Annotated in this window: 26 protein-coding genes; 15 read left to right on the forward strand and 11 right to left on the reverse strand. The window is 70.2% G+C overall.

Features of this window, described 5'->3' with window-relative positions; translation table 11 throughout:
- Positions 1-10 precede the first annotated feature (10 nt).
- A complete protein-coding gene (gene fbp, locus SACMADRAFT_RS19420; protein WP_009155545.1) occupies positions 11-1,129 on the forward strand; it encodes a fructose-1,6-bisphosphate aldolase/phosphatase in 1,119 nt (372 codons plus the stop codon).
- 9 nt (positions 1,130-1,138) lie between these two features.
- On the opposite strand, the gene SACMADRAFT_RS19425 is transcribed toward fbp, so the two are convergent.
- Complete coding sequence (locus SACMADRAFT_RS19425) at positions 1,139-1,816, reverse strand: CBS domain-containing protein (RefSeq protein ID WP_009155546.1); 678 nt, start codon at positions 1,814-1,816, stop codon at positions 1,139-1,141.
- Between the two features lie 372 nt (positions 1,817-2,188).
- On the opposite strand from SACMADRAFT_RS19425, the gene SACMADRAFT_RS19430 reads away from it, so the two are divergent.
- Positions 2,189-3,010, forward strand: a complete 822-nt coding sequence (locus tag SACMADRAFT_RS19430; RefSeq protein WP_009155547.1) for a hypothetical protein — start codon at positions 2,189-2,191, stop codon at positions 3,008-3,010.
- Positions 3,011-3,036: 26 nt separating this feature from the next.
- Here SACMADRAFT_RS19430 and SACMADRAFT_RS19435 read toward each other — a convergent pair whose 3' ends face one another.
- Positions 3,037-3,417, reverse strand: a complete 381-nt coding sequence (locus tag SACMADRAFT_RS19435; protein ID WP_009155548.1) for a MarR family transcriptional regulator — start codon at positions 3,415-3,417, stop codon at positions 3,037-3,039.
- A 100-nt stretch (positions 3,418-3,517) separates the two neighbouring features.
- Here SACMADRAFT_RS19435 and SACMADRAFT_RS19440 point away from each other — a divergent pair, with 100 nt between their 5' ends.
- Both SACMADRAFT_RS19440 and SACMADRAFT_RS19445 read left to right on the forward strand, forming a co-directional pair.
- Positions 3,518-4,951 (forward strand): MFS transporter, encoded by a 1,434-nt coding sequence (locus SACMADRAFT_RS19440; RefSeq protein WP_009155549.1) that lies wholly within the window; start codon positions 3,518-3,520, stop codon positions 4,949-4,951.
- 59 nt (positions 4,952-5,010) lie between these two features.
- A complete protein-coding gene (locus SACMADRAFT_RS19445) occupies positions 5,011-5,859 on the forward strand; it encodes a pentapeptide repeat-containing protein (protein ID WP_009155550.1) in 849 nt (282 codons plus the stop codon).
- Positions 5,860-5,871: 12 nt separating this feature from the next.
- On the opposite strand, the gene SACMADRAFT_RS19450 is transcribed toward SACMADRAFT_RS19445, so the two are convergent.
- Entirely contained in the window at positions 5,872-6,066 is a 195-nt protein-coding gene (locus SACMADRAFT_RS19450) for a PspC domain-containing protein (protein WP_009155551.1), read from the reverse strand.
- Positions 6,067-6,436: 370 nt separating this feature from the next.
- Here SACMADRAFT_RS19450 and SACMADRAFT_RS19455 point away from each other — a divergent pair, with 370 nt between their 5' ends.
- The gene (locus SACMADRAFT_RS19455; protein ID WP_040925783.1) at positions 6,437-6,616 is read left to right on the forward strand and encodes a hypothetical protein; all 180 of its coding nucleotides are present in this window, start codon (positions 6,437-6,439) and stop codon (positions 6,614-6,616) included.
- 264 nt (positions 6,617-6,880) lie between these two features.
- Here the strand turns inward: SACMADRAFT_RS19455 and SACMADRAFT_RS19460 are convergent, their stop codons facing one another.
- Positions 6,881-8,716: an amidohydrolase gene (locus SACMADRAFT_RS19460; RefSeq protein ID WP_009155552.1), complete on the reverse strand. Its 1,836-nt coding sequence runs from the start codon at positions 8,714-8,716 to the stop codon at positions 6,881-6,883.
- Positions 8,717-8,979: 263 nt separating this feature from the next.
- On the opposite strand from SACMADRAFT_RS19460, the gene SACMADRAFT_RS19465 reads away from it, so the two are divergent.
- The 6 genes from SACMADRAFT_RS19465 to SACMADRAFT_RS19490 all read left to right on the forward strand — a co-directional run bounded on the left by SACMADRAFT_RS19465 (position 8,980) and on the right by SACMADRAFT_RS19490 (position 15,394).
- Positions 8,980-9,744 carry a MoaF C-terminal domain-containing protein gene (locus SACMADRAFT_RS19465; RefSeq protein ID WP_009155553.1) on the forward strand — a complete coding sequence of 255 codons (765 nt, stop codon included), beginning with the start codon at positions 8,980-8,982 and terminating at the stop codon, positions 9,742-9,744.
- A gap of 77 nt (positions 9,745-9,821) precedes the next feature.
- Entirely contained in the window at positions 9,822-11,237 is a 1,416-nt protein-coding gene (locus SACMADRAFT_RS19470; RefSeq protein WP_232285436.1) for an APC family permease, read from the forward strand.
- Complete coding sequence (locus SACMADRAFT_RS19475) at positions 11,234-12,007, forward strand: SDR family NAD(P)-dependent oxidoreductase (protein WP_009155555.1); 774 nt, start codon at positions 11,234-11,236, stop codon at positions 12,005-12,007. Before SACMADRAFT_RS19470 ends, SACMADRAFT_RS19475 begins: the two co-directional genes overlap by 4 nt.
- Positions 12,008-12,039: 32 nt before the next feature.
- Complete coding sequence (locus SACMADRAFT_RS19480; RefSeq protein ID WP_009155556.1) at positions 12,040-12,786, forward strand: SDR family NAD(P)-dependent oxidoreductase; 747 nt, start codon at positions 12,040-12,042, stop codon at positions 12,784-12,786.
- Positions 12,787-12,842: 56 nt separating this feature from the next.
- The gene (locus SACMADRAFT_RS19485) at positions 12,843-14,249 is read left to right on the forward strand and encodes an aldehyde dehydrogenase family protein (RefSeq protein WP_009155557.1); all 1,407 of its coding nucleotides are present in this window, start codon (positions 12,843-12,845) and stop codon (positions 14,247-14,249) included.
- A gap of 158 nt (positions 14,250-14,407) precedes the next feature.
- Complete coding sequence (locus tag SACMADRAFT_RS19490) at positions 14,408-15,394, forward strand: AraC-like ligand-binding domain-containing protein (protein WP_009155558.1); 987 nt, start codon at positions 14,408-14,410, stop codon at positions 15,392-15,394.
- Positions 15,395-15,639: 245 nt separating this feature from the next.
- On the opposite strand, the gene SACMADRAFT_RS30060 is transcribed toward SACMADRAFT_RS19490, so the two are convergent.
- Entirely contained in the window at positions 15,640-15,807 is a 168-nt protein-coding gene (locus tag SACMADRAFT_RS30060) for a hypothetical protein (protein WP_157617277.1), read from the reverse strand.
- A 114-nt stretch (positions 15,808-15,921) separates the two neighbouring features.
- Here SACMADRAFT_RS30060 and SACMADRAFT_RS19495 point away from each other — a divergent pair, with 114 nt between their 5' ends.
- On the forward strand, positions 15,922-16,545 hold the full coding sequence (locus SACMADRAFT_RS19495) for a LysE family translocator (RefSeq protein WP_009155559.1): 624 nt from the start codon (positions 15,922-15,924) through the stop codon (positions 16,543-16,545).
- Between the two features lie 17 nt (positions 16,546-16,562).
- On the opposite strand, the gene lysX is transcribed toward SACMADRAFT_RS19495, so the two are convergent.
- Entirely contained in the window at positions 16,563-18,071 is a 1,509-nt protein-coding gene (gene lysX / locus SACMADRAFT_RS19500) for a bifunctional lysylphosphatidylglycerol synthetase/lysine--tRNA ligase LysX (RefSeq protein WP_009155560.1), read from the reverse strand.
- Between the two features lie 85 nt (positions 18,072-18,156).
- Complete coding sequence (locus tag SACMADRAFT_RS19505; RefSeq protein WP_009155561.1) at positions 18,157-19,113, reverse strand: coiled-coil domain-containing protein; 957 nt, start codon at positions 19,111-19,113, stop codon at positions 18,157-18,159.
- A 218-nt stretch (positions 19,114-19,331) separates the two neighbouring features.
- Here SACMADRAFT_RS19505 and SACMADRAFT_RS19510 point away from each other — a divergent pair, with 218 nt between their 5' ends.
- The 3 genes from SACMADRAFT_RS19510 to SACMADRAFT_RS19520 all read left to right on the forward strand — a co-directional run bounded on the left by SACMADRAFT_RS19510 (position 19,332) and on the right by SACMADRAFT_RS19520 (position 20,566).
- Complete coding sequence (locus SACMADRAFT_RS19510) at positions 19,332-19,640, forward strand: hypothetical protein (RefSeq protein WP_009155562.1); 309 nt, start codon at positions 19,332-19,334, stop codon at positions 19,638-19,640.
- Positions 19,641-19,732: 92 nt separating this feature from the next.
- A complete protein-coding gene (locus SACMADRAFT_RS19515) occupies positions 19,733-20,164 on the forward strand; it encodes an Hsp20/alpha crystallin family protein (protein WP_040926612.1) in 432 nt (143 codons plus the stop codon).
- A 66-nt stretch (positions 20,165-20,230) separates the two neighbouring features.
- Positions 20,231-20,566 carry a DnaJ domain-containing protein gene (locus tag SACMADRAFT_RS19520; RefSeq protein WP_009155564.1) on the forward strand — a complete coding sequence of 112 codons (336 nt, stop codon included), beginning with the start codon at positions 20,231-20,233 and terminating at the stop codon, positions 20,564-20,566.
- Positions 20,567-20,641: 75 nt separating this feature from the next.
- Here the strand turns inward: SACMADRAFT_RS19520 and SACMADRAFT_RS19525 are convergent, their stop codons facing one another.
- From SACMADRAFT_RS19525 to SACMADRAFT_RS19540, 4 genes are read right to left on the reverse strand one after another with little or no spacing between them, the layout of a single operon-like run.
- A complete protein-coding gene (locus SACMADRAFT_RS19525; protein ID WP_009155565.1) occupies positions 20,642-21,178 on the reverse strand; it encodes a hypothetical protein in 537 nt (178 codons plus the stop codon).
- A gap of 45 nt (positions 21,179-21,223) precedes the next feature.
- A complete protein-coding gene (locus tag SACMADRAFT_RS19530; protein ID WP_009155566.1) occupies positions 21,224-21,667 on the reverse strand; it encodes a cupin domain-containing protein in 444 nt (147 codons plus the stop codon).
- Positions 21,668-21,691: 24 nt separating this feature from the next.
- Positions 21,692-22,282 carry a class I SAM-dependent methyltransferase gene (locus SACMADRAFT_RS19535; protein ID WP_198285878.1) on the reverse strand — a complete coding sequence of 197 codons (591 nt, stop codon included), beginning with the start codon at positions 22,280-22,282 and terminating at the stop codon, positions 21,692-21,694.
- A 19-nt stretch (positions 22,283-22,301) separates the two neighbouring features.
- Positions 22,302-23,468: a hypothetical protein gene (locus SACMADRAFT_RS19540; RefSeq protein ID WP_009155568.1), complete on the reverse strand. Its 1,167-nt coding sequence runs from the start codon at positions 23,466-23,468 to the stop codon at positions 22,302-22,304.
- Between the last annotated feature and the right edge of the window lie 112 nt (positions 23,469-23,580).

Raw genomic sequence — 23,580 nt, forward strand, 5'->3', positions numbered from 1 at the left:
GCCTGGCGTCATGACGACATTGAGCATTATCAAGGCCGACACCGGCGGTTTCGTCGGACACTCGGCCGTACATCCGGACCTGCTGGCCACGGCACAGGAGGCGGTGCGCCGCGCCGTCGGCGACGGGCTGCTGCTGGACGCCCACGTCGCCAGTTGCGGCGACGACGTGTCGCTGATCATGACTCACGAGCACGGAGCCGACAGCGAGCGAGTGCACAGCTTCGCGTGGGACACCTTCCAGCAGACCACCGAGGTGGCGAAGCGGCTCGGACTCTACGGCGCGGGTCAGGACCTGCTCAGCGACGCGTTCAGCGGCAACCTCAAGGGCATGGGGCCCGGCTACGCCGAACTGGAGTTCACCGAGCGGCCGAGCGAGCCGGTGATCTGTTTCCTTGCCGACAAGACCGAACCGGGCGCGTGGAATCTGGCGCTGTACAAGATGTTCGCCGACCCGTTCAACACCGCGGGGCTGGTCATCGACGAGAAGATGCACGCGGGTTTTCGCTTCGAGGTCTACGACCTGTTCGAGGAGAAGCGCATCACCTTCGACTGCCCGGAAGAGCTCTACGACATGCTGATGTTCATCGGCGCGCCCGCGAGGTACGTCGTGCACGCGGTGCAGTCGCGCAACCTCACCGAGCAGGCGGCTGCCACCTCGACGCAGCGGTTGTCGCTGATCGCGGGCAAGTACGTCGGCAAGGACGACCCGGTGATGATCGTGCGCTGCCAGTCGGGGCTGCCCGCCGTGGGCGAGGTGCTGGAGCCGTTCTCCTTCCCCTACACCGTCGGTGGCGCCATGCGCGGGTCGCATCACGCACCGCTGCTGCCGGTGAGCATTCCGGACGCACACACCGCACGTTTCGACGGCCCGCCTCGGGTGGTGGCGCTGGGCTTCCAGGTCACCGACGGCAGGCTCGTGGGCCCGAGGGACATGTTCGCCGACCCGTCGTTCGACTCCGCGCGGCAGCAGGCGAACACGGCCATGGACTACCTGCGCAGGCACGGCCCGTTCGAGCCGCACCGGTTGCCGCTGGAGGATCTGGAGTACACCACGATGCGGGCGCTGGAGGCGCGGATCGCGCAGCGGTGGCAACCGATGCCGGAGGTCGCCACCAGCCTGGCTCGGTGACGCGGCTGGTCAGAACGTCCTGCGCACCGGCGAGGTGTCCTCGAGGGCCGCCCGCAACTCGTTGCGGACGTCGACGACACCGGGCAGGCCGGCCGTCAACTCGCCCGCGATGTCCGCCTCGCTGCGGCGCTCGAGCAGCCCGGTCAGCGACACCACGCCGTCGCGCACGCGCACCGTCACCGTCGCCGGGTCAACCCACATCGCCCTCCGCAGAACCTCTCGCTCCACTGCCCGCTTGATCTCCTCGTCCGGCCGCAGGAACACACCGAGCACGTCGCGGCGGGCCAGCACGCCCACGAGTGTGCCGGAGCTGTCGATGACGAACAGCCTGCGCAGCCTGCCTTCGGCCAGCCTGCGTGCGGCCACGGCGAGCGGTTCCTCACGGTGGATCGTGCGCACGTGCCTGGTCATCACCTCACGTGCGGTCGCGCCACGGGCCTTGGTCCAGCGCCGCCAGCGGCGTAGTTCGGTGAACACCGAGGGCGGATGGGCCGTGCCTCGCTGATCCTCCTTGGCAAGCAGGTCCGCCTCCGACACCACCCCGAGGGGGTGCCTGCCTTCGTCGACCACGGCGACCGCGCTGATCCGGTGCTCGGCGAGCAGGCTTACGATGTCCTTGAACGGGGTCTGCGCGTCGACCGTGACGACGGGTCGCTTCATCACGTCGGCGACGGTTGGTCCACGCATCTCTCACCTCCGCGTGATTTGCCGCCCAACGGTAGGTGCCCGGCAAGCTCACCGGCTGCCTGCCTTGGTCCCCGGCCGCGCGGGACCTTCGGCAGCGTGGCGGGCGCCGCCGCCTTCGACGACGCGTCCGATATTCCGTGAACCCAAGGCATTACTGTTCGCAGGAAAAGGCGGGAGCACGTCAATAGCCGCACCGCGTGGTCACCAACTGCGGTAAGTAACCGGCGATGGTGAGCATTTCTCCAGGTAGGTGCATTTGCAGCGGCCCTTCAGGTGACACACTTGCCGTTGCCGCAGATGTAGGCGATGGTGGCTGTTGGAGATTAATCCTCGTCGACCTGCACGTCGGCGGGGTCGAGGAACGGAGCCGTCATGGAGCCGGTGGACCTTGGCAGAATCGTGCTCTCCAAGGGGGCGAACCCGACGCGCACCTACCGGCTCTGCCTGCAGGAAGCCGTCGCCTGGTTCGCCGACGAACCACACTCGGACCGGCCACGCTGCGTCTCGCCGGTGTTGTCGCAGGTGGGTCGCGTTCTCGGGGACCGGCTACCCGACGGCAAGCGGCAGCGACTGAAGGACTTCGTGCCCGCGCTGGTGAACACCGTGGACGACCGCGACGACGACCGGTCGCGGCTGGCGGTGGACTGGTTGGTGCGCGACTACGCCCCGGCATGGCTGCGGCTGGTCCCGCAACTGGAACTCGCCGCGGAGAGTTTGACCCGGCGGCGTCCGGTACTGACGGTCCCTGCCGCGGCGGAGGCCGTGGCGGGCCCGAGGGAAGCGGTCGGCAACGCGCTCTACACGTTGTACGGCTCGGCCGTCTGGCGCGGACTGCGAGACCAGGGCACCGAACTGCTGCACGCCATCTCGCGGCGGCTCTCCCGTAACGCAGGTGAGTGCGCCGTGGTGGGCACGACGATGCTGGCGCAGAGCTTCATCCCGGTGTGCGGGAAGATCAGGCTGATGGTCGAGGCCGCCCTGCTGCTCGCCGCCTGCGCGCACGCCGCCCGCCATCCGGGGCTTTCAACCGAGCAGCTCGCTGCCGCCGCCGTGCACAGGGCCGAGGCGGAGGTGGAGGACGGGGCGATCGAGCTGTACTCCCGGCTCATCCAGGTCCGTGAGCGCGCGAGCACGAGCTGGCTGGACGACGACCTCGACCGGCTACTGGGCCACCGCACCGAGCAGGACGGCTGACCCGTCCGCCCCACGGTGGCAGCGCTTCACGTGTCGGCGCCCAGCAGCTGCTCCAGGATCGCCTGCTGGGTGCGGCGCGCCTGCTCATGCCGGTCGCGGCCTGCCCGGGTGATCTCGACGAACACTCCCCGCCTGTCGGACTCGCACAGCGCCCGCTTGACCAGTCCCGCACGCTCCAACCGGCCGACCGTTCTGGACAGCGCGCTCTGACTCAGATACATCGCCGACGCGAGATCCTGCATGCGGCATGAGTCACACCCCTGCTCGACGAGCCGGTCGAGGGTTTCGAACTCGTTCATGCTCACGCCGTGCGCCTCGTGCAACTCGCGGTCGAGGCGGCACGCGATCTCGTTGTAGCTGGTCACCAACGACCGCCACTTCTCGGCCAGGTGAGCCCGCGACGACATGCGGGGCAGCCTAGCATGCGCGCACACAATATGCACACGAATTTTTTGCCAAGTCATATTATGCTTGCGCATTAGTTGTCCGTGCACGTAGTTTCCCGCCGTGACCATCACCGAAACCTCCGCCACCCCACCGGTCGGCGCCGTACCCGGAGCCGCACCCGCCACGCACTGGACCCCTCGACTGTGGGGGGTGCTGGCCGTGCTCTGCCTCGTGCTGTTCCTCGACGCCCTCGACGTGTCGATGGTGGGTGTGGCGCTGCCCTCGATCGGCGCGGAACTGGGCATGTCCACCGCCGCGCTGCAATGGATCGTCAACGGCTACGTGCTCGGCTACGGCGGCCTGCTGCTGCTCGGCGGACGCACTGCCGACCTGCTCGGCCGCCGCAGGGTGTTCCTCATCGCGCTGGCGGTGTTCGCCGTGGCATCCCTGATCGGCGGCCTGGTAGACAGCGGAGTCCTGCTGATCGTCACCCGGTTCGTCAAGGGCCTCGCGGCCGCGTTCACCGCTCCCACGGCGATGTCCATCCTGACCACCACGTTCGCGCAGGGACCCGCGCGCAACCGGGCGTTGTCGATCTTCACCGTCTTCGGCGCCAGCGGCTACTCCTCCGGCCTGATCCTCGGCGGGCTGCTCACCAGCGCGGGCTGGCGCTGGACGTTCGTGACCCCCGTGCCGCTCGCCCTGCTGGCGCTGGTGGCGGGGTACGTGCTGATCCCCAAGGACCGGCCCGGCGAGGGCGGGCACGACGTCCTCGGCGCGGCCACGCTCACCAGCGGCATGCTGCTGGCCGTCTACACCGTCGTCGCCGCACCCGAGCGCGGCTGGCTGCACCCGCTCACGCTCGGCTCCGCGGTGTTGGCCGCCGGACTGCTGGTGGCGTTCGTGGTCACCGAGAACCGGGTCTCACACCCGCTGATCCGCATGGGCATCCTGCGGATCGGCGCCGTCGTGCGGGCCAACCTGAGCCTGGTCGCGCTGTTCGGTTCCTACCTGAGCTTCCAGTTCATGATGACGATCTACCTGCAGGACGTGCTCGGTTGGTCCCCACTGCGGATGGCGCTCGCGCTGCTGCCCGCGGGCCTTCTGGTGGCCGCCGGTTCCCCTTTCATGGGCGGGCTGATCGACCGGTTCGGCACCTCACGGCTCATCCTGACCTCGATGCTGTCGCTGAGCGTGGGCTACCTGTGGTTCCTCGCCACGGCGGGCAACGCGCCGCACTACGCGATCACCGTGTTGCCGACCATGCTGCTGCTCGGCGGCGGCTTCGCGTTCGGGTTCAGCTCGATCATGGCGCAGGCCACCGACGGCATCGACGACTCCGAACAGGGACTCGCCTCCGGCCTGGTGCAGACCTCCGGCCAGGTAGGGGCCGCGCTGGTACTGGCCGTGGTGACCGCGCTGCTCGGCGGCGAACACGGCGCCGTCAGCGACTTCGGGCAGTTTCGGCCAGGAGTAGACTTCGTCACCGCGGTCGGGGTCGCCGGGCTGCTGCTCAACGTGGTGGCGCTGTTTCGCCGCCCGGCGCGGCGTTGAGCGTGTGCCGGGACAATGGAACGAACACCACGGTCCCGGCACACCGACTGGAGAACCGATTGTCCCGGCAGCACAGCGCCACATCGGACGGCGACGACCTGGAGGAGGAGTTGGAAGCGGACCTGCGGGCGGACTGCGCGAACTGCTTCGGACTGTGTTGCGTGGCGCTGCCCTTCGCCGCGGGCGCCGATTTCGCCGTCGACAAACCCGCGGGCAGCGCCTGCCACAACCTGGCCGCCGATTTCCGCTGCGGGATTCACTCCCGGTTGCGTGCCGAAGGCTATCCCGGCTGCGTGGCCTTCGACTGCTTCGGCGCGGGGCAGAAAGTGTCGAAACTGACCTTCGGCGGGCAGGACTGGCGCGGCGACTCCGCCCGCGCGAGGCGGATGTTCGACACCTTCACCGTCATGCGGCAACTACACGAGGTGCTGCGCTACCTCACCGAAGCGCTGCGCCTGCCCGCCGCCCGGCCGATCCACGACGAGCTTCGCCGCGCCAGAGCCGAACTGTGGCGAGCCACCCTCGGCGATGTCGAGGAGTTGCTGGCACTGGATGTCGCCGCACTGCGCGAGCGGGCCAACACGCTGCTGCTACGCGCCAGCGAGTTGGCCCGCTGTGTTGTACCCGGCCGAAAACCCGACCACAGGGGCGCCGACCTCACCGGCGCCCGGCTGCGGGGCGCGCGGCTGGCAGGCGCGAGCCTGCGCGGAGCCAGCCTGCTGGCCGCCGACCTCACCGACGCGGACCTGCGCGTCGCCGACTTCACCGGCGCGGACCTGCGGGGCGCCGACCTCAGTGGGGCCGACCTGGAGGGGTCGCTGTTCCTGACACAACCCCAGCTACAGGCTGCCAACGGAAACGAGGCCACGCGGCTGCCGACGGGCACGCCTCGCCCTTCGCACTGGTAGCGTCCCGCGGGCTCAGTTCTCCCGGTTCGGCATGATCAGCCACAGCGCCAGGTAAACCAGGAACTGCGGCCCAGGAAGCAGGCACGACACCAGGAACAGCAGTCGCATGTTCCTCGGCTTCCAGCCGACCCGCTCGGCGAGGCCCGCACACACCCCCGCGATCACCCGGTTGTTCCTCGGCCTGCTCAACGTCGTCGTGGTAGTCATGTCTCCACCATGCGCCGAAAGGCAACAGCGCCGCATCGGTGAGAACCCGGAGATGTCAACCAGGTCGGTGTCCGGTCGGCGCGGGGAGCGCGACGACTCATTCGCCGACGGCGCCGAGACCATCCTGCGCTGGCGGAACAACCCACCGGAGGGCACATCGAACTCGGCATCGACGAGGTCAACCTCGCTCGTCAGCCTGCTCGGCGAACACGGCGCCACCTGGAGCGCTGGGTGCCTGGCCCCCAGTTGCGCATCGCCTGCGCTCGACGGCCCGCTCGTCGAACACGCACTGCGGCCGGTGGTCCTACGGGCATCGCCGCCCACGGCCGATCCGTTCTCATCGGCACTCCCTCGGGCGTGACGCTCGCCCGTGAGGGAGCGCACACCAGTCGATCAAGACCCCTCGACCGGGCTGGAACAGCCCGGCTGCCTCGCCTACGAACCCGCCTTCGCCCAGGACGCCAAGTGGACCGTGCTCGCCGCCCTCGCGCAGCTGGGCAAGCCGGGAAGGCGACTCGGCCTACCCGCGCCTGTACACGCGACCGGTTGACCAGGCACTCACCGACCTGCCCGCCGATCCCACCCCACGTGATCGCCGGCAGCAGCCTGCAGGCGGTGGAGTCGCGAGCGGCGGCAAAACGGTGAATCTCCATGGCGCATACCGCCGAAGGACCACTACGGCCGATCGTGACGCGCGGGATCGTCGCAGCTCGTCGATCGGTCAGGGACCAGACTCGGGGCAGCCGAGGTCGTCCGAACCAGCGGGCCGGTCGACGCGCCGTCACGCCGGTCCGGGCGAGGAAGAGTCCGGTGCTCAGCCGTGGCAGCAGCCGGTGCTGAGGTACCTCGCGAGACCGCTCGACGCGGCCGCCGCGGAGGCGGTCCGGACCCGCTTGTGGGTCGCCGCGTCGTAGACGACCTCGCCGCCGACCACGGTCATGTCGATCGGCAGGTTCACGATCTCCTCCGCGGGCGTCCGGAGCAGGTTCCCCCCGACCACGACGAGGTCGGCCACCCTGCCCCGGGTGAGGCTGCCCTTCCAGTCCTCGGCGTGGTCCTGCCAGGCCCCGGCCGTGGTGTAGGTGGCCAGCGCCTGCCTGAGGCCGATGATCTCCTCGGCACCGAACACCTCGCCGGTCGCCAGGCTCCTGCGCGTCAGCATGGCCGTCAGGCCCTCACAGAAGTTCGGCATTCCCACGACCGGGGAGTCCGAGGCGCTGGCGACGGAGACGCCGCTGCTCAGAGCCGTGCGGTACGGCCACTGGTAGTTCGTGCGTTCCCTGCCCAGCACGTCGACCAGCTGGTGTGAGAGGGACCGTTTGATCTGCGGGTTGAAACTGGCCGCGAACCCGAGGCGGGCCATCCGCCGCAGATCGGCCGGGCTGGTCAGGTCCCCGTGGATGACATAGTGGCGCAGCCCCGCGCCGCCGAAGCGTTCGACCGCCGCCGCATAGGCGTCGATAACCGCGTGGATCGTCCGGTCGCCGGTCGCGTGCGCGCCTACCTGAAAGCCCAGCTCGTGCGCCGTCATGACCCAGTCCCCAAGGATCGACAGCTGTTCCTCCACCGAGTTGCCCGGCAGCGTGAGCCCCCCGTGCCCGCCGCCGACGTACGGCTCGCAGACCCATGCCGTCCGCGCCTGGGTGGGTACACCGTCGGCGAAGATCTTCACCTGACTCACGTTCAGCCACCGGGGATCGGTGCGCAGCCCGCGTGCGGCAAGCAACGTCTGCCGCAGATCGCCTGCGCGAGAGGCGGCGATCATGATCGTGCACCGCTGCCGGATGTCGCCCGATTCCAGCATCTCCTGGTAGCGCTGGACCGAGCCCAGCTCGATGCCGGCGTCGGTGACCGAGGTGATGCCGTGCTGGTGCATGATGTCCACCGCCATCCGCAGCCCCTGGCGCTTCTCCTCTTCGGTGAAGTCGGGCATGACCGCGTTGACGAGGCCGGCGGCACCCTCCAGCAGCAGGCCGGTCGGTTCGCCGTCGGCGTCCTTGACGATCTCGCCACCGAGCGGTGGCTGGGTGTCGCGGGTGATTCCCGCGAGTTCGAGCGCCTTCGAGTTGACCCACAACGCGTGCCCGGACCATTCCCGCAGGGCGGCCGGGTTGTCCGCAGACACCGCGTCGATGTCGTGCCGCGTTGGATACCGGCCCTCGGCGAGGTAACCCTGGTCCCAGCCGAAACCCCGGATCCACACCCCTGGGCCCTTGTCGCGAGCGGCCTCTGCGACGAGGTCACGGATCTCGGCGATCGAGCCGACGGCGCCTCTGCTGAGGTCCAGTGTCAGCGGAGGCTGGCCCGTGCCGAGGCTCAGCGGATGGAAGTGCCCGTCGTTGACACCGGGCATGACCGTGCGGCCCCGGAGGTTGACCACCTCCGTGCGCGAGCCCACCAGGCGCCGCAACTCGCGGGTGCGCCCCACAGCCTGGACCACGCCGTCCTTGACGGCGATGGCCGCTGCGGGCACGAACGCGCCGTGCAGGGTCAGCACGCTGCCGTTGTACAGCAGCAGGTCGGCCTTGGCGTGCCCGATGCCGGGGCGGGCCGCCGCCTCCGCCGTACCACCGAGCGCGCCGAGCGCGACTCCCGCTCCGATGCCCTGCAGGAACCGGCGGCGCCGGACGTTCTTCGGTCGTGCGGTCATCGTGACCTCCCGTGCCACGTTGGCCCCGCGCCGTGGCGAGGGCATCACTGTGAATGGCGGGAATCTTGGGACCGGGCGGGCCGCACCGTCTTGCATCGGCCTGCGGCGGGCTTGTCGCTGAGTGCACGCCAGGTCACCGGTGCGCCACCCTGCCGCGCACGGGAGCACCGCCATAGACAAGCCCCGTGCACTCATGTGCTAGGCGCCCCCCGCGGCGGTCCCTACCGTGCACGGAATCCGATCCACCGGCGACGAGGAGTGTCATGAGCGAATCGTTCATCCCCGTCGGAACCCTCGGCGAGGGGTTCGCACCCGGGGCGAACGTCCTTGAGGAGACCACCGACCTCACAGGGCAGACGCTGACCCTGCGGCTCGACACACAGATCACACTCCGGATCGGCGACGGCGTGGCCTCGTGGGGCGAGCACACCGACGTTCCGGTCCGGATCACCTCCATCCGGCCGGGCGTCTACCTGGTCGACGGCATCGCCGACGAGGTCTCGACGACGTTCGTGCTCGACGTCGACGCCGCGGCGGTGACCGTCGTCGAGGGCCGGCTCCCGGACGCCGCGACGCGCGAGGAGTCCGCATTCACCCGGGTGCGGCGAGGCGACGACCCGACCGGTGTGGCAGCCCGCATCGGCCACGGCGGCATCGACCGTCCCGCCTCCGCCCCGCACGCACCGACGACCGAGCTCGTCGGGCTGCGCACCCGGTACACGTACTCGCCGACCGAGGTGTACGAGCACATCTACCTCAACCCCGATCTGTACACCTGGCACTGCCTCAGCGGTGTCGAGAAAGGACTCGCCGACACGGACCGGTGCCACCACATCGCCATCCGCGAGCGGCTCACCCTGTTCGTCTGGCGCGAGAAGATCGTGCCCACGCTCGGCGTCGTCCTCATTGATCTGGACGCCATGCGTACCGACGGAAAGATCTTCGGCAACGACGGCTTCGACGCCGGCTCGGTGGTGGCCTTCCCTGTCGGCGCGCGCGCCGAGATCAGCAATGTCACCCCGAACTGACGCCGTGGTGTCCTGACCGCGAACGGAGCAGAGCTGTGTCCCCTACACCAGAAACCAGGCTCCAGGGAAACCTCGGAGTGCCAGGGGTCGTGTTCCTCGTCCTGGCCGCAGTCGCGCCACTGACCGGCATCATCGTCATCGGCGGCATCGGCATCGCCGTCGGCGCCGGTGGCGGCACCCCGATGATGTTCCTGCTGGCCACCGCCGTGTTCCTGCTCTTCGCGGTCGGCTACGCCCAGATGGCCAAGCGCCTGGTCAACGCGGGCGGGTTCTACGCCTACGTTGTGCGCGGTCTCGGACGGACGGCGGGCGTTGTCGCCGCGTTCGTGGCCATGGTCGGCTACAACTGCTTCGTCGCCGGTGCGGTCGGCACGAGCGGGTTCTTCACCTCGATCGTCTTCGCCGACGTCTTCGGCCTCGACCTGCCGTGGTGGATCTGGATCCTGGTCTCGGCGGCGGGCGTATGGCTGCTGACCCGCAGCGGCATCGACGTCTCGGCGAAGGTGCTCGGCGTCGCCCTCGTGCTCGAGGTGTCGATCCTGGTCATCCTCGACGTCGCCATCCTGTTCACTACGGGTTACTCGTTCGAGCCGTTCCTGCCAGAGGTGTTCCTGGCGGGTTCGATGGGGCTCGGGCTGCTCTTCGCGGCCAACGCGTTCGTGGGTTTCGAGGCGACCGGGCTGTTCAGCGAGGAGGCACGCGACCCGAAGCGCACCATTCCGCGCGCGACCTACGTGGCGATCGTCTTCATCGGCATCTTCGCCGCCGTGACCACCTGGGCGATCGTCTCCGCGCTCGGTGTGCGGGAAGCGGGCGACATCGCCATGGAGCACCTCGCCGCGGGCGATCTGGTCTTCAGCGTCTCGACGGAGTATCTCGGCGGCGGCATGACCGACGCGATGCAGCTGCTGCTCGTGATCAGCCTCTTCGCGGCACTGCTCGCCCTGCACAACTCCGCAACCCGCTACCTGTACGCGCTCGGCCGGACCGGCGTGCTGCCGCGGGCGCTGGCGCGCACCCGCCGCAGCAACGGCGCGCCCGTCACGGCCTCGACGACGCAGCTGGTGTTCGCGACGCTCGTCGCCATGGCCTACGCGGTCGCCGGTCTCGACCCGATCGCGAACCTCGTCGCGGCCTTCACGGGCATCGGTACGCTCGGCATCGTCGTGCTGCAGGCGATCGCCGCGACCGCCATCGTGGTGCACTTCCGGCGCGTGCGGGATGCCCGCTGGCTTTCCACGTTCGTTCTGCCGTTGCTCGGCGGGTTGGGACTGTGGACGGTCACCGCACTGGCCTTCGCCAACTTCCCCGAGCTGGCGGGAAGCGACAGCCCCATCATCACCCTGCTGCCCTGGCTGCTTCCGCTGGCGGCCGTGCTCGCGGTCGCCGTGGCGTCGTGGCTGCGCGCCTCGAAGCCGGACGTGTGGACCGCGCTCGACCAGGACCTCGACCGCGTCGCCCAGCGGCCCATGACCACCGAGGTGGGCAAGTGAGCACGTATCTGGTCACCGGTGGTGGCACCGGAATCGGGGCGGCGATCGCCACCCGGCTCGCCGCGGACGGCGCCGACGTCGTTGTCTCCGGCCGGCGTCGGGAGCTCCTCGACGAGGTCGCCGCGACTCATCCGCGCATCGTCGGCATGCCCGCGGACGCCACGGACGGCGGCGCCATGCGGCGTGTCGTCGAGGCCATCGGCGAGCGCTACGGCCGCCTCGACGGTGTGGTCGCCAACGCGGGCGGGCACGGCTACGACACGGTCGGGGGCACCAGCGACGCGGCGTGGCGGTCCAGTTTGGACGCCAACCTCACGACCGCGTTCGTGACCGCGCGTGAGTCGCTCACGGCTCTGGAGGAGTCTGGGGGCGGCATCGTGGTCGTCTCCTCCCTCTCCGGCCTGCGTGCGGCACCGCAGACGGCCGGGTACACGATCAGCAAGCACGCTCTGCTCGGGCTGGTGCGGTCGATCGCACGCGACTACGGCCGCAGGGTGCGCGCCAACGCCGTCTGCCCCGGCTGGGTGCGCACGCCCATGGCCGACGAGGAGATGCGGGCCCTCGTCGGGAATGGCGGCGCGGCCGACGTGGACTCCGCCTACGCCACGGTGACGCGTGACGTGCCGCTGGGACGACCCGCGGCGCCGGAGGAGGTCGCCGGCGTGGTGGCGTTCCTGCTCGGTCCGGACGCCTCTTACGTCCACGGAGCGACGCTCGTGGTCGACGGCGGCGCGCACATCGTCGACGTGCCGACGCTGGCGTTCGGCTGACGGCCGGCCACGAGCAGGGAGTCCACGTGCCCATGTCCTCGGACCTCGACGGCCTGGTCGTGTTCGTCACCGGTGCCGCGAGCGGCATCGGCGCCGCTGTCGCCCGGCGGGCGGCGGACCTCGGGGCCACGCCCGTGCTGGCCGACCACGACGGCGACGGCGCCGAAGAACAGGCGTCCGCGCTCCCCGGTCGGGCGCTGGCGGTCGCCGCCGATGTCACCGACGAGTCGTCGATGGCATCGGCTGTCGAGGCGACGCTGCACCGCCTCGGCCGCATCGATGTCGTCGTCACGTGTGCCGGGGTCTCCGGCCCGGTGGGCAGCAGGCTGGAGGAGGTCCGGCTCGCCGACTGGCAACGGGTGTTCGCCGTGAACGTCACGGGCGCCTACCTGACCCTCAGGCACGCCCTCCCGGCCCTGCGGCGGGCACCCGACGGCAGCGCGGTGCTCGTCGCCAGCGACTCGGCCCTGGTCGCCACCGCCGGGATGGTGCCGTACTGCGCGTCGAAGGCCGCCGTGGTCCAGCTGGCCCGCGCCCTGTCGGCGGAGACCGCGGGACAGGTGCGCGTCAACACCGTGTGTCCATCCATCGTGGACACACCGATGAGCCGGGGCGATCTCGGCCGCAACGACTTCGCGGGGGCGGGCTATCCCGTTCACCGGCCCGAGGACATCGCCGAACACATCCTGTTCCTCGCGTCCACCCGCGCCCGCGGCATCCATGGCGCCGCGCTGACCGTGGACTTCGGCTACTCGGCGCGCTCGGGCTTTCCCGCGTGAACCACACACGCTCCATCGCTCTTCGACGACAGCCGTGACGACACTGAGGTGAGGACATGCAGACCTACGAGACCTTGCTCGCCGCCGTGACGACGCCGGACGGCGGCTCGTCGGTGACCGACCCCGCCACCGACGAGCTGATCGGCCTGGCCCCGGAACGCGGCTCCGCCGACCTCGATCGGGCGGTCGCGGTCGCCCGGACCGCGCAGCCCGGCTGGGAGGCGCTGGGCCATGAGGAGCGTTCCCGGTTGCTGAACGCCGCCGCGGACGCTGTCGACGCCTCCGCCGAAGCGCTGGCCCAGCTCATCTCCCGCGAGCAGGGCAAGCCGCTCAACGGCCCGGGCAGCAGGTTCGAGGCAGGCGGGGTGTCGGCCTGGCTGCGCACCGCCGCCGCGACCCCGCTGGAACCCGAGCGGGTGCTCGACGACGAGTCCGGACAGGCGACGCTGCACTACCGCGCCGCGGGCGTCGTCGGTGCCATCGGGCCGTGGAACTGGCCCGCGCTCATCGCCGCCTGGCAGTTCGCGCCCGCGCTGCGCATGGGCAACACCGTGGTGATGAAACCGTCGGAGCACACACCGCTGTCGGTGCTCGCGCTCGCCGCGATCGTCAACCAGGTACTGCCCGACGGCGTGCTGACGGTGCTGCCCGGGGACCGCGACCTCGGTGCCGCGATGGCGGCGCACCCGGAGTTCGGCAAGCTGATGTTCACCGGCTCCACCCGCACCGGCCGGGCGATCGTCCGGTCGAGCGCGGGTCACCTGCCCCGGCTCACGCTCGAACTCGGCGGAAACGACCCTGGCATCGTGCTGCCCGACGCGGACCCGGCCGCGATCGCCGAGGACCTCTTCTGGGGCGCGTTCATCAACACCGGCCAGACGTGCGCCGCGCTCAAGCGCCTGTACGTGCACGAAACCATCCACGACGACGTCGTCGACGCGCTCGCCGCGGTGGCCGCCCGGATGCCCATGGGACCGGGGACCAGTGAGGCAAGCCTGCTGGGACCGCTCACCACCGCCGACCAGTTCCGCATCGTCGACAAGCTCGTCGAACAGGCCAAGGCCGATGGCGGACGCCTGGTCATTGGAGGCAATCCCGACCGCGGCGCTCCCGGCAACTTCTACCCGGCGACACTCGTCACGGACCTGCCCCTCGACGCCTCGCTGGTCGTGGAGGAGCAGTTCGGCCCCGCACTGCCGATCATGGCCTACACCGACCTCGACGAGGCCATCGCCCAGGCCAACGCGCTCGACGCCGGGCTCGGCGCGTCGGTCTGGTCGGGCGACGTCGAGCGCGCCACGCGGGTCGCGGCCCGTATCGAGGCCGGCACCGTCTGGGTCAACAAGCACGGCACGGTGCATCCGATGGTGCCGTTCGGGGGCGTCAAGGGCTCCGGGTACGGCCTGGAGTTCGGCGTGGAAGGCCTCAAGGCCGTCGCTGTGCCCCAGGTCATCGCAACCTGACCGGTTCTCCGGCCGGGCGCGCGGAGCATCCGAACGCAGGCAGCCGCGCACCGGCCGCGTCCGCGTGCGGAGCCCTTCCCCGGAACGGAAAAGGCAGCTTTGGGCACCCGCGACCGGATAGGATGGCGAATTCCGCGAGTCCTCGAGAAGGAGACGCGATGTCCGGTTCCGGTACGGCCAGCTACGTCGTCGACACGCCGGGCGCGCCGGCGGGGCTCGCCGTCTGGAAATCCGCGGTCGCGCGCGCTGTCGTGCCGCTCGAGGTCGAGGAACTCGCCGGCATCGCGTTCCAGGGCCATCTGGCCCAGACCGTGGTCGACGACGTCTCCGTGTACGACATCGCGGCGACCCCCCACGTCGTGCGGCGAACCCCGGAGCTCATCTCGGACAACGACAAGCGGTATTACAAACTGAGCCTGCAGCTGGCCGGTCCGGCCATCCTCGAACAGGACGGCAGGCGCGCCGAACTGAGACCCGGCGACCTGGCGATCTACGACACGCATCGGCCGTACACGCTGGCACTGCCGGAGCACAACCAGGCCATGGTGGTCATGTTCCCGCACGAGCTGGTGGATCTGCCGCGCGACGAGATCGCCCGGGTCACCGCGGTCCGGTTCCCGAGCGACACCGGCCTGGGCCGGGTGATCAACCCGTTCTTCGTCGAGCTCGGCCGCAACATGGACCAGCTGGCGGGCCGCCACGCCTCCCGGCTGGTCCACTCGGCACTGGACCTGCTGGTCACCATGCTGTCGCAGGAGCTGCACCGCCGCCAGGATCCCGCGACGAACCCGGCCCGGAGCCTGGCCCGAGAGGTTCGCGAGTACATCCTGGCCCACCTCGGCGACCACGACCTCACGCCGTCGGCCATCGCACAGGCCCATTACATCTCCATCCGGCATCTCTACACGATCTTCTCGGCGGAAGGGCAGCGGCTCTCGGTCTGGATCCGCTCCCGGCGCCTGGAACACATCCGCCGCGAGCTGGCCGATCCGCTGCTCGCCGACCGTCCCGTCTCCTGGGTGGCGGCTCGCTGGGGCCTGCCCGACGCCGCGCATTTCAGCCGCCTGTTCAAGGCCGAGTACGGCGAGTCCCCCACCGCCTACCGGGAGCGAATCGTCGGCGACGCCGCCGCGCGGATCAGCTGACTCGATGCCCGAAGGAGCTCACGGTGTCGCAGTCGGCCGTGTCGACCGCGATCGCGCGGGTGGAGGCGGAAGCGGGTGGAGGCGGAAATGGGAGTGCGATTTCCTGCTGGTCACCACGCCCGGACTCACCCTGACCACAGCGGGCGAGGCGTTCTACGTACGATCGTCACCGAGAATCACCGGCTCGTGGCCGGATGCCTTCACGCCGATCACCGCGGGTGCCCTCACCGGCGGCCTCGACCAACTCACTGCCGGATCAGGGTGCTCGCGAGCACCCCGTCCGCGGTAGTTCGGCCGGTCATGAACGGCCGGCGGGCATCGTCGCCAACTCCGGGGGCCAGGTCAGCCGCACGTAGTCCGGCGCCCGGCCGCGAGACCGCCCGCGCCCTCGCGCTGGAAAGCAGCCCGGTCATGGCCGACACCGATACCACCGGGTGCGAATCCGAGGATGCACCCGCGGCAGCCCGCAACTGTCCCCGGCGACCCCTATAGTGCGAGGGCAGGTGCGCCGAGGGTGGGAGGACAGCGTGAGTGTGGAGTTCCTGCTGACATCCCTTGTGGTTGTGATAACCCCGGGCACGGGCGTGCTCTACACCATGGCCGCCGGACTGGCACGCGGCACGCGGGCCAGCTTGGTCGCCGCGGTCGGGTGCACGCTCGGCATCGTGCCGCACGTACTGGCGGCGATCACCGGGGTCGCCGCGCTGCTGCACACCAGCGCGGTGGCCTTCCAGACGCTGAAGTACCTGGGCGTGGCATACCTGCTCTACCTGGCTTGGAGCACGCTGCGCGAACGCGGGGCACTGGCCGTCGCGCGGGACTCGGCACCGCGAAGCACGAGACGTCCCGCCGCGAAGGTGATCGCCTCCGGGGTCGCGGTCAACTTCCTCAACCCCAAACTCACGATCTTCTTCCTGGCGTTCCTTCCGCAGTTCGTGAGCGCGGGCGAGCCGTCGGCGCTGCCGCGAATGCTGCAACTCAGCGGCGTGTTCATGCTCATGACGCTCGTGGTGTTCGCGGGCTACGGCGCGTTCGCCGCCGTGATCAGGACCCACGTCATCTCGCGCCCCGCCGTGTTGACGTGGCTGCGCCGCACCTTCGCGAGCGCTTTCGTCGCGCTGGGTGTGAGGTTGGCGCTCGCCGAGCGCTGAGCGGGCGGGGCGAGCCGTCAACCGCGCTGGTCGGGCTTGACCATCGGGAACAGGATGGTGTCCCTGATCCCCTTGCCGGTGAAGCCCATCAGCAACCGGTCGATGCCGAGCCCCGCCCCGGCGGTGGGAGGCATGCCGTACTCCAGCGCCCGCAGGAAGTCCTCGTCGAGCTGCATCGCCTCCGGGTCACCACCCGCGGCGAGCAACGACTGCTCGGTCAGCCTGCGCCGCTGCTCCACCGGGTCGATCAGCTCGGAGAAGCACGTGCCCAGCTCCAGGCCGAAGCCGATCAGGTCCCACTTCTCCGTCAGCAGCGGGTCGTCGCGGTGCTGCCGCGTCAACGGGCTGGTCTCCAGCGGGTAGTCACGCACGAACGTCGGCTGCACCAGCGTGTGCTCCACCAACGCCTCGAACAGTTCCTCGACGAGCTTGCCCTGGCCCCAGGCCGGGCTCCAGGCGATCTCGCGGGCGTCGGCGTACTTGCGCAGGATCTCCACCGGGGTGCGGGGAGTGACCTCCTCGCCGAGCGCCTCCGACACCGAGCCGTACAGCGTGATCGCAGGCCAGTCACCGCCGAGGTCCACCTCGCCGTGGCGGGGGCTGCGCACCACGGTGTCACCGAACACCGCGATCGCGGCCTGCTGCACCAGTTCCTTGGTGAGCACGGCACCGGTGTTGTAGTCGCCGTAGGCCTGGTACCACTCCAGCATCGTGAACTCCGGGTTGTGGCTGGAGTCCGCGCCCTCGTTACGGAAGCTGCGGTTGATCTCGAAGACCCGTTCGAGGCCACCGACAACGAGGCGCTTGAGGTACAGCTCGGGCGCGATGCGCAGGTACAGGTCCAGATCGTAGGCGTTGATGTGGGTGGTGAACGGCCTGGCCGTGGCACCACCGTGGACGCTGTGCAGCATCGGTGTCTCGACCTCGAGGAAGTCGCGCTCCAGCAGCACCGACCTGATCCCTTGCACCGCGGCGGCACGCTGCCGGGCCAGCTGCCGGGCTTCCGGATTGACGATCAGATCGACGTAGCGCTGCCGCACCCTCGCCTCGGGATCGGTGAGCCCCTTGTGCTTCTCCGGAAGCGGTCGCAGGCACTTCGACGTCAACGACCAGCTGTGCGCCAGCACCGACAGCTCGCCACGCTTGGAGGTGATGACCTCACCGGTCACGCCGACGTGGTCGCCGAGGTCGACGTCGTTCTTCCACGTCTGCAGCGCCTCGGCACCGACCTTGTCCAGCGAGAGCATGACCTGGATGGCGCCGGACTCGTCCCGGATGGTCGCGAAGCACAGCTTGCCGCCCGTGCGGTACAGCATGACTCGGCCCGTCACTGCCACCTGCTCGCCGGTCGCCTTGTCCGCCTCCAGCCCGTCGTACTTCTGCCTGACCTCGGCGATCGAGGTGGTGCGCGGGTAGCCGACCGGGTAGGGCTCGACACCCGCCTCCCGCAGCCGCTCCAGCTTCTCTCGCCGGATGCGCATCTGCTCGGGCAGTTCGTCGGAGGAATCGTCCAGCGCGTGACTCACAGCGACGAGTCTATCGGCCCCGGCCCGCAGGCCACGGGCGCCGGTGCCACCACGGCCGGAGCCCGGCCCGGCCGTGACCGGGCCCTCAGCCGGTCGCGGCGAGCGCGGCGCCTGGCTGCGCGGCCGGGGACTCGCGCGCCGAGGCCTGCTGCACATCCCGCCGCGATGGCTGTGCCGACTCCGTCGACTGTGGCAACTGTGCCGACCTCGGTGACGACGGTGCAGGCTTCGCTTCCGGTTCCAGCAACGGCGTGGCCCGCTTGAGGATCTCCCGTGCCGAGGCGATCCGGGCGGCGGCATCGTCTCGCACCGCCAGCAACGCGGCCGCCTCGCGCTCGGCGTCGGCCAGCAACCTGCGGGCCCGCTCACGCGCACGCGCCACCGTCTCGTCGGCCTCGGCTCGGGCCGCGGCGGCACGTTCGGCGTGCTCACGCTCGGCACGCTCGCGCCTGGCCGCCATGGCGATCTCGAAGTCGTGCCGCACCTGGCGCCGGTGAGCAGCGGCCTGCTCGTCGAGTTCACGCCTGCGCCGCCTCGCGTCGGCGAGCAGTTCCTCGACCTGCCGGTTCGCCTCGCGCATCAACTCCCGGTGTTGTTGTTCCAGTTCCGCGCGCCGACGGTCCAGCTCGCTCAGCAGCCGCTCGTGCCGGGCGCGCAGCCGGGCGGCCGATTCCCTGGCGGCCGCCCAGGTTCGCTCGGCGGCGGCCTCGGCCCTGTTCCTGATCTCGGTCGCCTCCTGCTGTGCCAGCTCCACCATGCGGCCGAGGCGCTGCGACAGCGTCTCGGTGTCCGGCGGAGTCCGGCAGATCCGATCGAGACTCGCCTGCAGCTCCCGGTTACGCACCCGCAGGTGGTCGACCAACGCGACAAGCTCCTCCGCCCTGCGCAACGCCGCGTCACGATCGGCGGCCAGCAGGCGCAGCTCGGCCTCGGTGTCCTCGACGTAACGGCGGACCTGCTCCCGATCGTAGCCACGCAGGGCCTGGTCGAACTCGATAGGTAGCGGCAGCAACTCCGACTCACTCGGCTGCGGTTGCAGCACACTGCACCTCCCGCGAAACCCCTGGTTGACACACTTCACGACGAGCGAGGACGGCGTCGAGTTCCCCAAGATTGAGCCCTGGTACCGCAAAAGATAACCAGTTGACCGCTGACTTTCTCTCTTTCGTGCACTTGACTGAAGCTACATCAGTGGATATAAGAAACATGTAGCGGTGATTTGACCTGGTGCAGCAAGGGAAGTGCCGGGGAGTGATCGCGATGCGCGACGGGAGCGAACGAACCGACCGCATCTCAACGGTGTTCGCAGACCTGGTCAGCGGCGACAGCGAACTCGTCGACGCGGAGTTCGCCGGGATCATCGCGGCCAACTTCGCCGAGAACCCCGCACGGTGGCACGTTCCCATCCGCACGGCGGTCGCCACCGCCGGGCAGGCCCGCCCGACACATCCGGCCACGGTCACCCGGAACCGGTGCACACCCCGCACGAGGGGCAACCGAGGACCTGTCCGGCAACGCTCCCCTCCGAACCGTCGAACCGCCACCGCACCCGTGGCGCGGAGGAGGTGATGCGGTCGAGCCGGGTCGTGGCGGTACGCCGGCGCCGCCACGACCACGACACCACCGGCCGGCGAACGGAGACAGGACCCAAGGAGGACACGATGTTGATGCGCACGGATCCTTTCCGGGAGCTGGACCGGCTGGCCCAGCAGGTGTTCGGTGCGAACGGCACCGCGACGCGGCCCACCGTGATGCCCATGGATGCCTACCGCTCGGGCGAGGAGTTCGTCGTGCATTTCGACCTGCCCGGCGTCTCACCGGACACGATCGACCTCGACGTGGAGCGCAACGTGCTCACGGTTCGGGCCGAGCGCAAGCCCAGCTACGCCGACGACGCCGACGTGCAGGTCGCCGAGCGGCCGCGAGGCGTGTTCAGCAGGCAGCTGTTCCTCGGTGACACGCTCGACACCGACCGGATCAGCGCGGACTACGACGCCGGGGTACTCACCCTGCGGATCCCGATCGCGGAGCAGGCGAAGCCTCGCAAGATCGCCATCACCGGCGGATCCGAACGGAAGAAGATCAACGCCTGACGGCGGCGGCGGCCCGCCCGCGCGAGGCCGGGCGGACCGCCGCTGCCCACACAGCACGAGTACGCCATGTCCGCACAACGCGCGCCCGACCCCGGCAACCCCTACGACGTCCTCGGGGTGTCCCGCACGGCGACGGCAGCGGAGCTAGCGGCCGCGTACCGGCGGCTGGTTCGTGCCGTCCACCCCGACAACAGCGGCGGCGATCCGGACCGGCTCACGACCGTCGTCAACGCATACCGGCTGCTGCGCGATCCGCAGCAGCGCGCGCACTACGACCGGCGGCACCCGACGGCACACAACGAGCGCACCGAACACACCGCCCCGCCGAACGAACGCAGGGCGCGGTGGCCTCGGGAACCGGACATCCGGGTCGGACCCGTGCGCCGCCATTTCCAGCTGTGATGCCGTTCGGGGATGCCCTTCGGCGATCCTCTTGCGCGATCCACCTCGCCCCCGCCCCGCCGGGACCGGCAGCGCTCACCCGGCCGACGCGGCCAGCGCCGTGCCGATGGACACACCGGCGACCACCAGCAACGCCAGCCCCGCGGCGGGACCGGTGACGGCGCTGGGCAACAGTTTCGCGCGCCTTGCCAGCAGCGGTGCCGCCACCGCCACCACGGTCAACGCGGTGGCCAGCACGTACAGCCACGGCGATCGCAGCACCGGCGCCATCGGATAGAAGTGCACGCCGACGACCAGGCAGATCCACGGCGCCAGATACCGGGAACGGCGCAGCACGACCAGCAGCAACGCTCCCACCGCCGCCACCGCGAACTCGATCCCCACAATGATCAGGTAGGCGCGGAAGGCGGCGTCGCTGTCCAGCGCCGAGCCGCTGCCCCACTGCCGCCACGCCACCACCCCACCCACCAAAGCGACGGCCAGGCTGACGATCGAGCCCACCGTCAGCCGAACCCGCCAGGCTCTGGGCGGGTCCTCCTGCGCCCAGCCGAACCAGGCCGAGGCGAAGAATCCCAGAACGGCGGCCGTCATCGCGGCGTCACGCAGGTGCACGGTGTCTCCCCCAGTCGGCGTGCGGCCCGGCGGCCGCACGAGGCATCACAGCAATTCGAAATCGTCGAAGTCGAACCCGGGCGAGACCACACAGGACACCAGCACGTCGTCGCCGCCGTCCTGGCGGGCCGACTGCCACGTGCCCGCGGGCACCAGAACCTGCGGCCGGTGGCCGAGCTCCACGGCACCGCTCAACGTCACCGTCTCGGCGGGCTCGTGCGGGCGCTCACCGGTGCCGCCCAGCAGCAGGGTCAGTGGCCCACCCCGATGCCACAGCCACAGCTCGTCACCCCGCACCCGGTGCCACCGGGATCGCTCGCCGGGGCCCAGCACGTAGTAGATACCGGTGGCGCTGTAACGCTCGCCGGGGTAACCCTCGGGAACCAGGCGGTGCCGCGCCTGCCAGGTACGCCGATACCAGCCACCCTCCGGATGCGGCGAAAGCTCGAGTTCGCGCGCCAGCGGCGGTGGGTGGCGCTGCGACGTCATGCCGCCACCCTAGAGCAACGGATGTCACGCAGTGGCGCGCGCCAGCAACCGGGTGGTCGCGCGCGTACCGGTTCGGACCAGTTCCTCGCTCAGCACCTGGAATCCGCCGGGCAGCTGAGCGGACAGTTCGCCGTGCCGGACACGGAAGCGTCGCGGTTGCGTCGCCGCGAGCGCCTCCCAGCCGAGCAGCCCACCCGGCGCCACCACGGCACAGCCGATGCGGAAGGCGGCCGGGTCCCAGTACAGCGTCGCGAGCACCAGCGCGAACCGGTTGGCGCCGGTGTCGAACGCCTGCGCTTCGGCCTGCACCAGGTGTAGGCGATCGCGAATACCGCACCGTTCGGCCTCGGCGCCCAACTGGCGCAGGGCGACATCGGAGATGTCGACAGCGACCACCGACCTGCCTCGCCGCGCGAGCGCCAGCGCGCTGCCGGATCGGCCACACGCCAGTTCCAGCACCAGGCCCTGCGGCAACCCGGCGTCGAACGCGGCATCGACCAGCGGGTGTGGCCGGAACCGCGGAGGCTCGTCGGCGTAGCGGGCGTTCCACCTGAGCAGGTCGCGATCGCGCCCCGGCGGCGCACCGCCGCTTCGGGCACGGTCGTTGCGGGACACGGCTCCACGGTAGCCGTGCTCAGCGCGCTTGGTCACCACGCTGGTGCTGTTGCCGCTGCTCCTCCTGCTCCTCCTGCTCCTCCTGCTCCTCCTGCATGCGGTAGCGGTCGCGCCGTTCGCGCTCGCGTTTGCTGTAGGCGGCGCGGCGGACCGCGTCCTCGCTTTCCAGACTCGACCCCAGCGCACCCGCGAACGTGCCCATCGAACTGGCCAGCCAGGCCAACGCGAGGTAGGTAGCCGTGTTCACCGGATGGCCGACCATCGAGGCGAGATAGTCGGAGGGGATGACCGTGCTGGCGCCCGCGAAGGTCACCACGAACAGCACGACGTAGGCGCACCCGACACCGAAGGCCAGCGTCACGACCGTGGCCACGTTGTACAGCACGGTGTCCTCACGGAAGCCCTTCACATCCCCGCGCTGCCACAGGTTGTTGTAGACGATGAGCCACGTCACCATCGCGGCGACGGCCAGCACGCTGATGGCAGCCAGCCTGGCGGGGCTCAGCGCGTCCGCCAGGCTCCAGATGCTGCCGTAGAACACGCCGAACGCGGCGGCGGCCGAGGCTGCCGCAAGCGCCGTCGACAGCTCCGGCACCAGTCGCCACGGCCGGTTGTCCCGCACCATCCCCAGCAGCAAACGCAACCTGCCGCGCACTCCGACCAGCGACAGCGACGCGTCGATACCGTCGCCCGGCTCGTCGACCCAGCGAACGGGTGAGATCGCGGTGCCCGCCTTCGGCCGCCGAGGCGAAACCTCCTCCGGCAGCACCCCCGCCCTTCCCAACTCGCCGAGCAGGTAGGCCAGCGAGTCACGCAAGCGTCTGCGTAACCGGATCCCACCCACGGCGGGCAGCGAGGCCAGCACCACCCGGTGCTCGAGGTTGACGTCGGCGAGGATCGGGTCCCGCCCCACCCGCCGGGGCAGGTCGGTGACCAGCAACAGGATGTCCCAGCCGTACCTGTCGCGAAGCCGCTCGGCGAGCTTGGCGATCGGCACGTTGCCGTACTCGTCCAGCACCAGCGGCTGGGTGCGGAAGTCGACGCGCCATTCCACACCGCCACCGATGCCGTGGTCGAGCATGCCGGGAAGGTCCTCGACCATCCCGCTTACGACCTCGCTGGGCAGGCCGGGGTCCGCCAGCACCCCGACCACCACGCGGCCGCGCCCACCACCGTCGGAGTCCATTCACCCTCCCGCCGGATCACCGTCCCCCCCGTGCTGTCGGGATGCTGGCTACCCCGCGCCGCGAAAGGGCATGCGGGCTCGCAGCCGCGTCGCGCTGGACAGGTCGCGGGGG

The organism is Saccharomonospora marina XMU15, from assembly GCF_000244955.1.
In the GTDB taxonomy this organism is placed as follows: domain Bacteria; phylum Actinomycetota; class Actinomycetes; order Mycobacteriales; family Pseudonocardiaceae; genus Saccharomonospora_A; species Saccharomonospora_A marina.